A 14,097-nucleotide genomic window follows, 5' to 3' on the forward strand; every position below is an offset into this window, starting at 1 on the left:
TGTAAGACATTGCAACAGTGGATTTTATTTTCTGTTTTCTTTTTGGTTACCTTTCTTTTTTTGGGGATGGTAACCCTCTCCGAAAATTTTTTTAAAAAATACAAAAACCAAATTCTTATCGTAGGATTTGGTATCCGTATCCTGTGTATTTTTTTCCCACCTCTTTGGGAAGATGATTGGTCGAGATACTTATGGGAAGGAAATTTAATTCGGAACGGGGAATCACCTTATCAAATTTCTCCTTTGGAGTATTTTCAACGATCCAATTTGAGTGATAGAGAAACGGAAGTTTTATCCCAAATCAATCATCCCGATTGGACAACTATTTATAGCCCCTTCGTTTTATTCTTTTTTGCCTTATTTTCTGCAGGTTTTTCGGGAATTTTTTTAAAACTAACTTATTTAATCTTTGAAACTTCGAGTTTTCTCTTTTTTTCAAAAGGAAGGTTTCGTAAAACTCATCTATTGTATTGGTTGTTTCCAATTCTTATAAAAGAAATTTATATCAATTTCCACTTTGAGATATTGGTTTTATCACTAACCTGGATCTACTTAAGTTTCCTCAAAAACAAAAAAATCATCATTTCTAGTTTTATATTAGGGCTAATCGTACATATTAAAATTTTTTCTATTCTATTTTCACTCTATTCCATTCAGAGCATGAAATATAAACAATGGAGACGTAATTGGATTCAATGGACTCAATCCATTGTTTCTTTTTTTATAGGGTTTTTTATTTATTATCTTATTTATTATCTCTTTTTTCCAAGTACTAATGATTTTGGAATTACCAATTTATTCAAGTTTGGTGCCCATTTCAAATTTAACCAATTTTATGAACCTTTCTGGCGAATATTGGGAACTATCGATCTAAAAACTTTGCCTTTTTTGCTACATTTCATTACAATCATATTCTATGTATTTATTTCTTTAGAAAAAAAGAATCGGCTACGTAAGTTTCAATCGATCTCAAGAAGGTATGATTTTTACTTTTTGTTAAGTTACTTATTACTTTCTTTACTACCAGTTTATAACCCTTGGTACTTTTTGATCCTACTTCCCTTTTTAGTTACCTCAAAATCGAATCATATTTCTCCATGGATTTTGATCTCTATCCCCCAGTTGTCCTACCTAACTGGGGCAAGGTTGGGTATAGAGTTTAGTTATTTCTATGAAATTCCAGACTCCATCCTCCTCCTAGAAGCTTTCCTTTCTCTATTCTGCCTCCTATGGCATTTCAAGCAAATATTCATTTTACTTTACAAAATATCCAATATATCAAACATAGCCCCTAAGGGAAGTATTGGGTATGGAAACAGAAATTGAAAGCTTTTCGGCCGCAACAGAGAATGAAAGAAATGTAGATGAAGTCCTGACGGTTGTTCTTGGAGAAACCTTAAAAAGGCGAAGGCTGGAATTAGGTTTATCAATGGAAAAACTATCTCAACTTTCGACTGTTAGTCGAGGAATGTTGGGCCTCATTGAGTCTGGGAAAACAACTCCGAGTATCGGAATTTTATGGAAACTATCTAAATCTCTTCGTATTCCTATCGGAGAAATGATACCGGATCTATTTGCTCAATCTCCCCGTTTCATCGGTGCAAATGAAGGGAAACGCTGGATTTCTGCGAAAAATATAGCAGAATCTCGCGTTTTTTACCAAGAAGAAAGAGACCGTCTGAGTATTGTTGAGTGGAAACTTACAATAGGCAAAGTAACACAATTCAGTCATCTACCAACTGCTTTTGATATCAAAATCTACCAAGTGTCAGGACGATCACGGATCAAACTAAAAACTAAAGAATTAGTTTTAGAACCTTCCGACAGCGCTTTCTTTCCTATTGCAGAATTAGAATCCATTGAAAATGATTTTGCAGAAGAGTCCAAATTTCTTTGGATAGCCTCCAAAAAGGCACGTTAAAAAGGAAAAATCGAACCCGGAGAGATACGATCTAAGAAAGATAAACCCGACAAAAGAATGTACATCACGAGAATATATTGTGCGTTATATAGGATTTTATGTTCAATATATAAGATTTACTGTTTTTGATTTTCTCCCCCATTTAAAGACTGACCTTAACCTGTTTCTCTCTTCTGGTGCAACCCCTACAGAAGAGAAACAGGAATAAAATCTAAGGATTAACAAATGAAAACCAATCTACTTTACAAGCTGATTGCTCTTATTACCGCGGGGTTCATCGGAGCCTGCGGTGGAGCCAACAAAAACAACGATACAGAGAGTTTACTCTTAGCAGCTCTTGCCCTCTCCTCCGGAATTAAGGTCAATACTGCTGCGGAATTAGCTAAAGAATCGAATGATGATTACAATCTAAACGAATATGGTTTAATCACTCCTTCCACTTTGGGTAAGTGGGTGAACAATTGGGCAGGAACTAAACCTGCAGGCATTAATGGTAAACTTGTCATCTTACAAAACGGTGCCAGTGCTACTGTTGGAAAAGAATACATTGGTGGTAATGGTAGCGATGTTGTTGTGTATTCCTTTACTTTTGCTGATGGAGCAAGTGCACTTGATGGAGGAGATGGATTCAGCCAAAAGCGAAATAGTGGTTTAAGTGATACTATTTCAATCATTGCAAATGGAACAAAAATTGATTCTATTCTTAACCGATATGGAATTGATCCCGTAAATGACTTGGTTGTGTTTGTATCTTCAGCTAATGCCAATAGCCATGTGCAAGCGACCTTACGAGGATTTTATTCATTCCGCTATTGGGGATTTGATGCAAAAAATCTTGCCTTCTTAAATGGAACGCTCCCTAGACTTGCTGTGACTGATGGAAACTTTGTTCCATTCAGCTCTACAACAAACACTCCTCCAAGTTACACAAACCGTTACACGATCAAATCCCTTAGAGTAGATAATACAATCTTAATGTTACCATTAGAAGATGTAATTTCAGCAGTTAAAGCACCAAACAATGTGACTATTGCCGGACTTACTTCTAGTGTTTTTATTTCTGACGCAAGGTCTTCTTCGGGATCAAGTAACGAATACAATGGTGTCATCAAAAGTACTGCAACCGAAGTGGCAGGTAAATATGTTGGTTTTGAAGGAAGAATCAAAGGTGCAAAGGAAGTTAGATGGACCGACTTACTTGATACTGAATTCAGATTCAAATCCAAAGCAGACCTAAAAGCATATTATGCTGGAAAAGGTTACCAAGAAGGTCAAACTGCAATCCAACTATGCAGAACCAATAACAGATCACAGGTGACTGGATTTTCATACATTGCAATCCTTGGATACCCTTCTACTTATTATGATGGAAGTTGGATTGAATGGGGTAGCTTAACCGGTGGCGGACCAGCAGCAAAATTGCCAGCAGATTCTCCATTCCGCACAGATTTACCGGAATTATCAGAAGTAATCACATATAACATCGCAAGTGATGTTGATGTTACTTTGCCTACAAATCTAAACACCTTCGCTACAACTTCAAGAAAGATTGTGGAAGAAGACAAAGCTTACAAACGCTAAAAAAATTGAAAACGAATCAAGAGAGGGATGTTCCGACATTCCTCTCTTAAAATAAAAATATCGAATGAACAGGGAAAGTTATATGAAGAACTTAATCAATTTTTTAATCACAGGCCTACTTTTCTTCACAGGATTACAGGCATCGGGCGGAATTGGCGGTGGTGGAATTGCCAACATTCCTCAAGGCCAAGATAGAGAAAAATACCACTTAGGAAAAGCAGTCTACAATCAAGACTTAAGCTTAGAAAAACAAACAAGTGTAAAGTTAGTCGAACAAGAAGAACGATTAGAGTATTTACAAGGGAGTTTGCCAAATACGGAAAAACGAAGAGTCAATCTTCCCGATTTTGCAGGAAAACTCACAGAAGAACAACTGCAAGCACTCGAGTATTTTGTTCAAGTTAGATTCAATGTAAAACTTCCAGAAAAAAAGAAGGAATAAACTATGAAATCTTTCTTTCACTTTATAAAAAACATTTCTTTTTTATCTATTTTCATAGCACCAACTCTTTACGCACAACAAGCTTGGGCACCTTATGAAAGACAACTTTGGGTTCGACCCGTTTTTATTCATTCGGAATACGATAGTGCGTTTTTAGCTGGCCAAAAAGCAAAGTATGACGATAACGTTCGTTTGTCTGTAGCAAACTTAGCATTGGAATACGGGATCACCGATAGACTTACGGCGGATTTAACTATTGGATTTGGAAAGTTAGGTCGTCACAGAATATTCAATCGATATTTAGGTTTACAACAAACGCCAGATGTTCCAGATAAATACGGATTTATGGACACAAGGTTTGGACTGCGTTATAAAATTTTAGATGAGTTCGATTCTAAATACCGCTGGATGCCAACTATTTCTCTTCGTGTGGGAGGAATCAAACGAGGAGATTATGATCGCAACCCACAATCATTAGGTGATGGTGCTAGTGGCGGTGAGGTCAATCTTTACTTAGCAAAAGATTTTGGAGTTTGGGGTCTTGGTTCCTTAGGTGAATTCTCTTATAGAAAAAGAGAAAATCCAGTTCCAGATGACATTTTATATTACTCTGCGATTTACAAACGATTCTTTGAATCACTATTCATAACAGTTGGTCTTCGTGGACAAGTAGGTCAAGGTGGTTATGCTTATGCTGATCCAAGGCAACAACCACCATTAAATATGGTTCGTTACCCTCAACCGTCAGTGTATGGTATCAACCCTTATGATTATTATGTACAAAACGAACGCCCTGCTTGGGGTAGAAAGGAAAGTTTCCATAATGCTGAAGTAGGATTAAGTTATTCAGATAGTTTCGGAAACTTTTATACACTTTTTTACTCAGAAACGATCGCTGGATACAATACCGCAAGGTTAAAAACCGTGGGATTTGCCGTAACTCTCCCATACAATCTTTGAGGTCTAACCATGAAAATTAATTACTTAACAATACTAAGCCTTTTATTCCTTCAGATTCTTGGTTGTAAAGGCCAACCGGAATATCTGTTTCTTCCACAAAGTATGAAACTAGATCTAACTCCATTTTTATTCCGCGTTTACTCTCCCTCAGAATTGGCCACCTTATCTAATTCTGATTTTAACGCAAATGAAAGTGGATTAATTACATCTACAAAGTTTTCACGTTACCTTTCGAACTGGAGCAACAATCGTCCTTCTGGTGTCGTTGGAAATTTGGTTTTGTTTCAAATTCAAACTTCTGGATCTAGTAGCGGACGTTATGTGTTTTTTGACGGGAAACAAACATTTGCTTACCCAATTGCCAATTTACCGGATTTGTTAACAGATACAAGAGATGATGGCGTGTTATCCATTGATGGAGTAGTTCCTAAAGGAAAAAAGATTTCGGATTTTTTTGCGATCTACGGAATTGATCCAGCGATTGATTATATTGTATTTGCACAGGATACTTCTTCACTCGCAAATCTATCTTCAGCAACATTTGCTTATTACTCTTTATTGTATTGGGGATTTCCAAAAGAAAGACTGGCTATTCTAAATGGCTCTATTGCCGATTTGACAGCTGCCAGTAGTCTTTTTACGACTCCATCCTACACCTATACAAACAGTAATCGTGCAGGAAGTATTAAAAATCTTTACCGAGACCATACAGTTTTGCAACTCACAATCGGAGATTTGATACATGCAATAAAAAATGGGACTACGAATTTAGAAGAAGTAGATCCAATCCCTACGGAAGGATTTTTCATCATAGATGGTAGACCGAATGCATCTTATACAGGGACTGTAAACTCCACTGCTTCTGGATCTAAGTATGCCAACTGTACAAGCAAAACAAATTCTACCTTTGTATCAAATACTTGTGTTGTCACTTACGAAGGCAGGATTAAGTCTGCGACAAATTTAGTCCCAACAGATCTTTATGATGGAACCACGTTTCAATTTAAATCCTTTAGTCAGTTGCAAACATATTTGAATAACACAGGATACCCCACTAACAAACAAATCTATGTTTATGGTGAGGATGCAACGAAAGGTTCTCTCGTTTGGTTTGTGTTACACCAAATTCTAGGGAAACCAACTCGGCTATATGAGGGTGGTTGGAAACAATTTGGTGCGCTTGGACTTCGTTCCCCTTCGTCTGGATCAAGTCCCAGTGCAATCACACAACCTGCTTCCTATTGGAGAACAGACATTGTAACCCTTTCTGAAAGTAATACTTCAAATGCGGATGCGAATGTTCCCAATTATCTGTTAGATATTTCGAGACAGTTTTCTAAAACAGCAAATAAACTAAGAACCGAAGACAAAGGATTCTTAAGAGGGACTTCCTCTTCTGCAGGTTCTGGTGGCGGAGGATCTCCTACTGGTGGCGGAGGAAATGCTTGCGGAGGATAATCCCTTAGATAAAATCTACTGAATGACAATCCAAAGATTTCAGCTTACGAACCTATCTCTCTTAATGATAATGTTCGTAAGCTGTTCAGAAAAAAACTTTTTTGAATCTCATTGGAACCATCCCATTTCCGAGCAAGGCCTTCCTCCCTTACATTTCTCCACTCTAGAAAAAAATTTGGATCCAAAAGGATGCGGCTCATGTCATAAAGAGCAATTTCAAAATTGGAGAAAAAGTTATCATTCAAAATCTATCAGCAAAGGTTTCTTATGGCAAAAAGAAATTTTGTCTTCAAAGGAATACCAATCGTGTCTGCAATGTCATTCACCATTGGCAGAAACAAAATCAGAACTTTCTGTTGAATTCCAAACACCAGAGATTCTAAATTCAAAATTGCATAATTTTCCCGAGGGAATTTCTAATCCATCCATCCTTTGCGCTTCTTGCCACATTCGGAATCAAATTCGATTTGGCCCGCCGCCAAAGACAAATTTAGTCAATACTGTTCCGTCGAATCAACTTCCGCATAACGGATACATTGCGAAAAAGGAATTTGAATCTTCCGAATTTTGTAAGTCTTGTCATACAAGTAAGGAAACGGGAGTCAAACTCAATGGAAAGAGGCTTATGGAAGTCTATACGGAATGGGAAAAAAGTCCATTTGCAAAACAAGGAATCCAATGCCAAAATTGTCATATGCCCGATAGAGAACATTCATGGAAGGGAATCCATGATAAAACATTTGTGCAAAATTCTCTACAACCTACATGGAACATTATAGAAAAAAATGGTAACTACCAAATCCAAGCGGAACTAAAATCTATCGGAATTGGCCATGAGTTTCCGACTTACATAGTTCCCAAAATTTACTTACGTTTTTATGCCATACAAAAAACTGCTCCACGGATCCTACTCGAAGAATCGGTAGTGGGAAGGTTTGTGAATACACAATTAACCGAAGAATACTTTGATACGAGAATCAAACCTCAAGGATCTCATCTTGTACGTTTTGATTATGAACCAAAAGGAAAATTGATAAAAGAATTTTTGTGGGAAATTGAAGTAGATCCTGATGAGCAGTACATCAGGAGTTTTGAAGAACAATTAGTAGAAAAAGGAAACCTACTTTCCAAACAATCCAAAAAGTTTTTACAAGAGTCCCTTGATACAAAAAGGAAATCTCGTTATTTATTATTTACTTTGAGTTTAAAAGTGCCTGCTTCACTTCCGCAATGATATCATCTATATGTTCCAAACCTACAGAAACTCGAATGAGTCCAGGTAAAATTCCTACTGCAAGTCTCTCTGCTTCTGATAACTTTGAATGTGTTGTTGAAGTGGGGTGAGTAACAGTAGTTCTTGTATCCCCTAAATTTGCAGTAAGAGAAAACCATTTTAATGAATCCAAAAATTTCCTAGCTCTATCCACTCCACCTTTGATGACAAAAGAAACAATTCCACCACCCAATTTCATTTGTTTTTTCGCAATCGTATAACCTGGATCATTTGGCAAAAACGGATACCGAACTAGTTCTACTTCTGGTGATTGTTCGAAAAACTCGGCTAACTTCATTGCGTTCTCAGAATGTCTTTCCATTCGTATAGCAAGTGTTTCTAAACTTTTTGAAATAATCCAAGCATTCATCGGGGAAAGGGATGGACCAGTATTACGAGCCATATAACGAATCGGTTGGATGAATTCTTTTTTACCTAAAATGACACCAGCAATGACCCTACCTTGGCCATCCAAATATTTGGTTGCAGAGTGAATTACAATATCTGCTCCGAAGTCAGCTGGTCTTTGGATGTAAGGAGAACAAAAACAATTGTCTACGACAAGGATCGCTTTTTTCTTTTTACAGAGTGATGATACCCAAGCTAAGTCGACTATATCAAGGCCTGGATTGGAAGGCGTTTCAATATATACCAATTTTGTGTTTTCTTGAAAGGCATCTTCCCATAACTCTGGTTTGTTGATGTCAACATAGGTTGTAGTAACACCAAAACGAGGTAGGATGTTCGCAAAAATTTGATGTGTGGACCCAAAAATGGCGCGAGCCGATACGATATGATCACCTGATTTGATAAGTCCAAACACAGAAGTAAACACTGCAGACATTCCTGATGCCGTTGCAATTCCATCTTCTGTATGTTCCAAAGAACAAAGTTTATCGATTAGTTCTGTTGTATTGGGATTCGAAAATCTAGTGTATTGGTTTCCGGTAACTTCTTCCGCAAAGAGAGCCCTTGCATGTTCCGCGTCATCAAAAACAAAACTTGAAGTTAAAAATAGAGGGGTGGAATGTTCTTTTTCCCCAGTGCGTTTGGTTTGGATGCGGATGGCGTCAGTTTCAAAGTGTTCAAACATATCTTCTACCAAGGTTGGTGATGAACGTTCGAATTCATCATTTTTTTTGGAAAATATCTGCTATAGAATCGAATTTAAACTAATATAACAGAATTTTTAAGAAATTTCTGCGATTTTACCGTCAATCATGTGGACCCTTCGACTCGCAAGACCCGCATAATCAGGGTCATGCGTAACAAAAAGGATGGTAGTCCCATCCACTTGATTGATTCGTTTGAATATCTCCATCACCTTATCACCGTTTGCTGTATCTAAGTTACCGGTCGGTTCATCAGCAAAAAGAAACTTTGGTTTTTGAACAAGTGCCCTTGCAATGGCAACCCTTTGCCCTTCTCCACCAGACATTTGGTTTGGATACTTATCCTTACAATGTAAGACAGAAAAACTTTCCATAAGATGAAGAGCATATTCTTCCATCGCCTTATGAGAACCGGTTTTTCTAGCTGGCATAGTAATATTCTCAAGTCCAGTAAGTTCAGGAAGTAAGTAATGGAACTGAAAGACAAAACCAATCGATAAATTTCTTAACCGATGAATCTCTGCACTGCCCATTCCTATAAGAGAACTTCCACCCAGTTTGACTTCACCACTGGTTGGATTGTCAAGCCCACTCACTATGTATAACAAAGTCGATTTTCCTGATCCAGATTTTCCTGTAAGAGCCACAAAATCCCCAACCTCAATCTCCAAAGATACATCTTTTAACACAACTTGGGGAGGTTCGCCAAATGACTTAAAAATATTTTTGGCCTCAATACCAATCATTTATGTTGCTCCTCGAATGATATCAACTGGTGAAAGTCGACTTGCCATTCGCGCAGGGATATAACTTGCAATAGACGCACTGAGTACTGCAATAGAAAAACCTTTAACATAGATCATTATATCCCAAGATATCATCATGGTTTTCATTAATGCTTTTGAATTTTGTTTTGGATCACCGATGGGTATACCATCGATATAATAACAACCGAGAAGTCCTACAAAAATACCAATTACTGCACCGAGTGTTCCTAAAAACAAACCTTGAAATATAAATAATTGAATTGTATCCTTTTCATCAAAACCAATGGAACGAAGAATAGCTACTTCCTTTTTCTTTTGGTTCACCACCATATTCAAGATATTATAGATTCCGAAGGCTACTACAAGTATAATCGTAAATGTTGTTGAGTTACGAACGATATCTTGTGTTCTAAAAACCTGCAGAATACTTGCATTCACTTCGTCCCAGCTTTCTACCTTATCTTTGCTAAAGTAACGCCAATCTTCTGCTATTTGTGCTGCTGCACGAATGTCCTTAATTTTTACAATGATTTGGGAGATTTCCCCACTTGATTTTGTGATACTTTGTACTGTTGATAAGGAAGAGTAAACAGTCACTTCATCAACTAATCGGTTGCCCGTACTCAGAATACCAACAACCTTGAGTGGGATTAAATCAGTTCCCGGAATGTATACTGAGATGGTATCTCCAATTTTTGCACCTAGTTTACCCAATACCCCTTCTCCCATTATGGCAAGGGAAGTTCCTCTCGACAAATCCGATAATTTTCCCTCCACGATATAATCACTTAAATTAGTAACCTTTGGTTGGATATTGGGATCAACACCGACAAACCTGGCTGGTGCCGTTGCTTTTCCATTAACAAAAATAACTTCTTTAGTGAGTTGAGGGGCAAAGGAAATAACTCTATGATCGTTGGATAATTTTTCCATCCACCCAAGAACATTCGTTAATCGAGAATTGTCCGTCCTTCCGGAAGGTGGAGAAAGCCAACGGACAGTTTTTCCTTGAAAAAAAACATCTTCAAAAGTACGTTCTGTAACTAATTCGTCTTTGGGAGAAATTTTGATTTGTCCATCTGAATTCACAAGTTGGTCTGTGATCACTGCTTGAAACCCAAGCATAATCCCCGAAAATACAATATATCCTGCAGTTCCAAGTATAATCCCAATGAGTGTGAGAATGGATTGTTGAGGCCTAGAAAGGATTTGTCTTAAGGCAAGAAACAACATATTAGTTTTTAACCAATACTTCGTCGCCTTCTATCAAATCTCCCTGGAGAAGTTCCCCATATTCCGAGTTGATGGCGCCAATGCGAATTTCAATTTTATCACGTTTCCCATTGCGAAACCGAGTAATTTTTCCGCGATCAACGGCAACTAACGGAACCAATATTGCATTTTCTTTAGAGGATACTTCTATGGCAACATCGGTTGTCATATCTGGTAAAATTCCTTGTGGTAGTTCTTGTGGTTCTATTCGAACTAAAAACTGACCATTTGATGGATAAATCCTTTCCACCTTTCCCTTATAAACATTTCCGCGAATGGATTCAAAACTAAGTTGGACAGCTTGTCCAGGTTTGACACGTAATGCAGATTCTTGATCGAGAGAAACAGATATATAAACTTCTTTTAAATTCTGAATTTCCAAAATAGGAATTCCAGGCATAGCCGTTTCGTTTTTGGCTACGTTTAACTTCGTTAAGGTTCCATTGAAAGGAGAACGAAATGTAATTCCTGAATCATTGACAAGGAGAGCTTCACCTTTGGTTACTGTTTGCCCCTCTTCCACAAAAATTTCACGGACCGAAGCAGCAATACCAAATTTTAAGCTAAAACTATCGACTGGCCTCACAGTTCCTAAAGCATAAACAGCTTCTACTAACGAACCTCTTTCGATTCCGAGACGATTCGATTGAGAATTTCGAATGAAAAAGTAAGAAGTAACAATTAGAACGATTACAAGAACGGAACCAATGATATACAGTTTTTTACGATCCATGTTGACCTAATCATATCGAATCGATTATTTTTGGGAATTCTTTTTCTAAGGAAAACTAAAGTGACAATCCGAACACAAACTCACCTTCTCTATCTTTGGCTGGTTTGTATTCTAAGCACCTAACATCTACAAATTGGCCAGTTTGTAAAGTATCAAACCGGAAAGAATCGTTTAGTCTTCCTTTCAAATAGTTGTCGGTAACAAACCTACCGTCACTTTCCAAAATGGCTTCATAAGTTTTTCCGATTACTGATTCTGCATAGTGAGTATGTAATTCAGAACTGAGTGACATCAAATCGAGCACTCTGCGTTTTTTTTCATCACCAGGAATGGGATCTCCAAAACTTTCGGCCGTTGTTCCTTTACGAACTGAATAAGGGAAAACATGAAGTTTTGCAAAACCAAGTTCCACTAATAGTTGTTTAGTTTCTTGGAACTCCAATTCTGTTTCCGAGGGAAAACCAACGATCACATCTGTTCCTAAAAACAAATTGGGAAGTTTTTCTTTCGCTAGTTCGATTCTTGTACGAAAGGCATCTGGATGGTAAGTCCTTCGCATATCTTTTAAAACCTTGCGACTTCCACTTTGAATAGGAATATGCAAAAATTTACAAAACCGAGGATGTTTCATAAGGTCAAGTAGGCCTGATCCTACATCCGGTGGTTCAATGGAAGAGAGTCGAATTCGAGAATATTCTAAAACTTTTAAAATATCTTCCAAAAGGTTTAAAAATCCTTTTTCACCATTTTCTAATCTGTACCAACCCAAATTAACGCCAGTTAGTTGAATTTCACCAACCCCGTTGTCTTGAAGGTATTTAACTTGGTCTAAAACATCATTGTAGTTTCTACTGACACCAAGGCCTCTTGCTGCAGGAATTTTACAATATGAACATTTTCTATTGCAACCATCTTGGATTTTTAAATAAGCACGGGTATGGCCTTCGGGAAGTACATCGGAATAAGAAAAACGATCGAGTGCTTTATGGGGATAAAATTCTTTTCCTTCCCAATCCTCTAAAATTTTATAAGGTAGTGCACTTTTTTCCGTATTTCCGAAAACACCAAAAACTCCAGGGATATTTTGCAATACTTCTTTATCCGTTTCTGCATAACAGCCTGTTACATAAACTTTAGCACCTGGATTCGTACGAATGGCATTACGAATGATATTCCGATTTTTTACGTCCGCTTTATTGGTTACAGTACATGTGTTGACAACGATGTACTGAGCTTCTTCTTCCGCCTGAGCAAGGGAAAAACCTTTTTCTTTTAGAACGGAGTACATACCATCGGTTTCAAAAAAATTCAACCGGCAACCGAGTGTATGAAACTTTATTTTCACAGTTCGTTCAGTGCTACAATCCGTTTAGAATTTTCTTTGATCGTATTACTTTCCCCATTTAAATCAGATGCTTTTTTGATACAATCCTTAGCTTCTGTTAAATAAGTATTTGCTTGGGATTTTTTACCCAATTTTTTATTCGATTTGTATAAGGACTCTTGCACAAGAGCTAAATTATTCCATATTTCCGCAGAGTTTTGGTTTAAACTTGATGCCCAACGTAAACTAACATCTGCTTTGTCATAGTTCTTTAAATTATAATAAATTTTTCCTTCTAACTCCAACATCCGAAAATCACTGGGGCTTCCAGCCTTTGCTTTTTCAATTTGGGAAAGTGCGGTTTTAGATGCCCCTTTTTCAGAAAGTGCTAAAGCATAAAAATATCTAACTTCGGGATTTTGGGGATAGAGTGGGATGGTTTTTTCAGCCAGTTCAATGGCTGGTTTCCATTTTTTATGACGAGTCAAAATGGCGAGGCTTGCTTGCAAAAGATCCTCATCATCAGGTTTTCGTTTTCTTGCTTCTAAAATATTTTTATAGGAATTTTCAAAGTCATTCAACTTATCATAGTTAAATGCAAGCAATGCATAGAATTCATAAGACGATTTGCCATCAGTCAAAAGGCCTTTTACAAGTTCTATCGACTTGTTGTAATTTTTTACCTTGTATTCATCAACAGCTTGAAAGTATGCGGAACCAACTTGTTCCTTTTCTTGTGCAAAAAGAGATGTTACGAGTAGACAAGTAACAGCGGCAATGTGAATAAAATGTTTCATAAAAGGTCCGAAGGAACTGTAATGGAGTTCAAATTGACCGAATCAATCCTGGAATGGTAGGGTTCGATGGGGTCCAGGTATAGGAAAACGCTGCCCCCCTTGGAAAGCAAGTAATGTTCGATATGTTCCTCAGTGATGATCTCGGAATCGGCAGTATAGAGTATTGGGTTTTCACCGAGGCCCATATGGACGTGAAATTCCTGATTTGGTAGAAAATCTGATAAATTGAGATAACCGGAACCAAAGTAGAGTCCCGATTGGAAGTAGTATTTATAATAAACTTTGACTTCAGGGAGAATAAGATTAGGGCGAATGTAACCCAATTCGATCCGCTCGATGGTTCCCACCGTGCGGATTTTCCGAAGTTGGAACCAAACTTTGCGAATAAAAAAATAGGAAAACAGAAAGACGAGGGGAATGAGGATAGCCATTTCCGTTCGCCTTTCCGAAAGGCTCT

General features: G+C 37.5%; 14 protein-coding genes. 7 read left to right on the plus strand and 7 right to left on the minus strand.

What is annotated here, in order from left to right; genetic code table 11:
- Positions 1-9 precede the first annotated feature (9 nt).
- The 7 genes from LEP1GSC203_RS14975 (at position 10) to LEP1GSC203_RS15005 (ending at position 7,596) form a co-directional block, all read left to right on the plus strand.
- Positions 10-1,326: a hypothetical protein gene (locus tag LEP1GSC203_RS14975; protein WP_002974943.1), complete on the plus strand. Its 1,317-nt coding sequence runs from the start codon at positions 10-12 to the stop codon at positions 1,324-1,326.
- Positions 1,310-1,921 (plus strand): helix-turn-helix domain-containing protein, encoded by a 612-nt coding sequence (locus LEP1GSC203_RS14980; RefSeq protein ID WP_002974982.1) that lies wholly within the window; start codon positions 1,310-1,312, stop codon positions 1,919-1,921. Before LEP1GSC203_RS14975 ends, LEP1GSC203_RS14980 begins: the two co-directional genes overlap by 17 nt.
- A 225-nt stretch (positions 1,922-2,146) precedes the next feature.
- The gene (locus tag LEP1GSC203_RS14985) at positions 2,147-3,502 is read left to right on the plus strand and encodes a hypothetical protein (RefSeq protein WP_002974918.1); all 1,356 of its coding nucleotides are present in this window, start codon (positions 2,147-2,149) and stop codon (positions 3,500-3,502) included.
- Positions 3,503-3,584: 82 nt separating this feature from the next.
- Positions 3,585-3,944: a hypothetical protein gene (locus tag LEP1GSC203_RS14990; protein ID WP_002974928.1), complete on the plus strand. Its 360-nt coding sequence runs from the start codon at positions 3,585-3,587 to the stop codon at positions 3,942-3,944.
- Between the two features lie 3 nt (positions 3,945-3,947).
- Complete coding sequence (locus tag LEP1GSC203_RS14995; RefSeq protein WP_002974971.1) at positions 3,948-4,904, plus strand: hypothetical protein; 957 nt, start codon at positions 3,948-3,950, stop codon at positions 4,902-4,904.
- Positions 4,905-4,913: 9 nt separating this feature from the next.
- Positions 4,914-6,362 carry a rhodanese-like domain-containing protein gene (locus LEP1GSC203_RS15000; RefSeq protein WP_002974966.1) on the plus strand — a complete coding sequence of 483 codons (1,449 nt, stop codon included), beginning with the start codon at positions 4,914-4,916 and terminating at the stop codon, positions 6,360-6,362.
- 70 nt (positions 6,363-6,432) lie between these two features.
- Positions 6,433-7,596 (plus strand): multiheme c-type cytochrome, encoded by a 1,164-nt coding sequence (locus LEP1GSC203_RS15005; RefSeq protein ID WP_039938158.1) that lies wholly within the window; start codon positions 6,433-6,435, stop codon positions 7,594-7,596.
- Here LEP1GSC203_RS15005 and LEP1GSC203_RS15010 read toward each other — a convergent pair.
- From LEP1GSC203_RS15010 to LEP1GSC203_RS15040, 7 genes are all read right to left on the minus strand, one after another.
- A complete protein-coding gene (locus tag LEP1GSC203_RS15010; RefSeq protein WP_002974984.1) occupies positions 7,556-8,728 on the minus strand; it encodes a trans-sulfuration enzyme family protein in 1,173 nt (390 codons plus the stop codon). The two genes, LEP1GSC203_RS15005 and LEP1GSC203_RS15010, sit on opposite strands and share 41 nt — an antisense overlap.
- 96 nt (positions 8,729-8,824) lie before the next feature.
- Entirely contained in the window at positions 8,825-9,493 is a 669-nt protein-coding gene (locus tag LEP1GSC203_RS15015) for an ABC transporter ATP-binding protein (protein ID WP_002974901.1), read from the minus strand.
- The gene (locus LEP1GSC203_RS15020) at positions 9,494-10,747 is read right to left on the minus strand and encodes an ABC transporter permease (protein WP_002974962.1); all 1,254 of its coding nucleotides are present in this window, start codon (positions 10,745-10,747) and stop codon (positions 9,494-9,496) included. It lies immediately after the preceding gene.
- Position 10,748: 1 nt separating this feature from the next.
- Positions 10,749-11,519 (minus strand): efflux RND transporter periplasmic adaptor subunit, encoded by a 771-nt coding sequence (locus tag LEP1GSC203_RS15025; protein ID WP_002974887.1) that lies wholly within the window; start codon positions 11,517-11,519, stop codon positions 10,749-10,751.
- A gap of 55 nt (positions 11,520-11,574) precedes the next feature.
- Positions 11,575-12,864 (minus strand): tRNA (N(6)-L-threonylcarbamoyladenosine(37)-C(2))-methylthiotransferase MtaB, encoded by a 1,290-nt coding sequence (gene mtaB / locus LEP1GSC203_RS15030; protein WP_084765003.1) that lies wholly within the window; start codon positions 12,862-12,864, stop codon positions 11,575-11,577.
- Positions 12,861-13,640, minus strand: coding sequence for a tetratricopeptide repeat protein (locus LEP1GSC203_RS15035; protein WP_002974922.1), 780 nt, complete (start codon positions 13,638-13,640; stop codon positions 12,861-12,863). Before LEP1GSC203_RS15035 ends, mtaB begins: the two co-directional genes overlap by 4 nt.
- Complete coding sequence (locus tag LEP1GSC203_RS15040; protein WP_002974938.1) at positions 13,637-14,071, minus strand: hypothetical protein; 435 nt, start codon at positions 14,069-14,071, stop codon at positions 13,637-13,639. The genes LEP1GSC203_RS15035 and LEP1GSC203_RS15040 overlap by 4 nt, the downstream gene beginning before the upstream one ends.
- Positions 14,072-14,097 lie beyond the last annotated feature (26 nt).

Origin of the sequence: Leptospira terpstrae serovar Hualin str. LT 11-33 = ATCC 700639 (assembly GCF_000332495.1) — a bacterium.
Classification (GTDB): Bacteria; Spirochaetota; Leptospiria; order Leptospirales; family Leptospiraceae; genus Leptospira_A; species Leptospira_A terpstrae.

Coding starts and splice junctions, on each gene's coding strand:
- LEP1GSC203_RS14980 (WP_002974982.1), top strand. CDS start 1,310: ATGGAAACAGAAATTGAAAGCTTTTCGGCCGCAACAGAGAATGAAAGA.
- LEP1GSC203_RS14985 (WP_002974918.1), top strand. CDS start 2,147: ATGAAAACCAATCTACTTTACAAGCTGATTGCTCTTATTACCGCGGGG.
- LEP1GSC203_RS14990 (WP_002974928.1), top strand. CDS start 3,585: ATGAAGAACTTAATCAATTTTTTAATCACAGGCCTACTTTTCTTCACA.
- LEP1GSC203_RS14995 (WP_002974971.1), top strand. CDS start 3,948: ATGAAATCTTTCTTTCACTTTATAAAAAACATTTCTTTTTTATCTATT.
- LEP1GSC203_RS15000 (WP_002974966.1), top strand. CDS start 4,914: ATGAAAATTAATTACTTAACAATACTAAGCCTTTTATTCCTTCAGATT.
- LEP1GSC203_RS15005 (WP_039938158.1), top strand. CDS start 6,433: ATGTTCGTAAGCTGTTCAGAAAAAAACTTTTTTGAATCTCATTGGAAC.
- LEP1GSC203_RS15010 (WP_002974984.1), bottom strand. CDS start 8,728: ATGTTTGAACACTTTGAAACTGACGCCATCCGCATCCAAACCAAACGC.
- LEP1GSC203_RS15015 (WP_002974901.1), bottom strand. CDS start 9,493: ATGATTGGTATTGAGGCCAAAAATATTTTTAAGTCATTTGGCGAACCT.
- LEP1GSC203_RS15020 (WP_002974962.1), bottom strand. CDS start 10,747: ATGTTGTTTCTTGCCTTAAGACAAATCCTTTCTAGGCCTCAACAATCC.
- LEP1GSC203_RS15025 (WP_002974887.1), bottom strand. CDS start 11,519: ATGGATCGTAAAAAACTGTATATCATTGGTTCCGTTCTTGTAATCGTT.
- LEP1GSC203_RS15035 (WP_002974922.1), bottom strand. CDS start 13,640: ATGAAACATTTTATTCACATTGCCGCTGTTACTTGTCTACTCGTAACA.
- LEP1GSC203_RS15040 (WP_002974938.1), bottom strand. CDS start 14,071: ATGGCTATCCTCATTCCCCTCGTCTTTCTGTTTTCCTATTTTTTTATT.